The following is a 522-nucleotide window of genomic DNA, read 5'->3' as shown; positions in this document are numbered from 1 at the left end:
CCAGAGAAGGTTACATCTTTATCAAAGTCATCAACATAAGTTAAAGAATCAACCATTGCGTGGTTTTCTTCTAAGCGTTGACCGTTAAGGGTGTAAGAAACAGTATCACCTTGGATCACAGTTTTTTCAGAGTCATTAACAACCTTAGTTAAGCCATCAACAGTTTCTCGTCCGACAGTTACAACCTTAGAAGCTTGTGGCGTAATAGGCTTGTAAGTTACGGTTTCAACAGTATTACTGTTTTGTTTTGCCTTGTTGTGGTATTCAATAAAGGTATTCTTAACCACACCGTAACCTTGACGATTAACTTCAATTAATGTTTGGAATTGAACTTGTTGGTCTTTGTTATAGTTGTTAAGAATGTCCTTAAATGCCTTAGTAGCAAAAACAGTTACAACAGAATCCTTATCATTGTAATTGTAGTCAAAGTAACGAGAAATATCAGTATTCTTAGTTACCTTTTGCCCATTACCAAGGTCAATGTCTGTTAATGCGTATACGTACCAGTGGTTGTTAAAGTTG

At 35.8% G+C, this 522-nt stretch carries 1 protein-coding gene; it reads right to left on the bottom strand.

The features are described from left to right. A partial coding sequence (locus tag FC36_RS07585; RefSeq protein WP_202813097.1) for an LPXTG cell wall anchor domain-containing protein occupies positions 1 to 522 on the bottom strand: 522 nt, incomplete at both ends.

It is taken from the genome of Ligilactobacillus equi DSM 15833 = JCM 10991 (assembly GCF_001435735.1).
GTDB classification, from domain to species: domain Bacteria; phylum Bacillota; class Bacilli; order Lactobacillales; family Lactobacillaceae; genus Ligilactobacillus; species Ligilactobacillus equi.
Note: the sequence above shows the minus strand (reverse complement) of the source record. Positions and strands in the feature narration are given on the sequence as shown.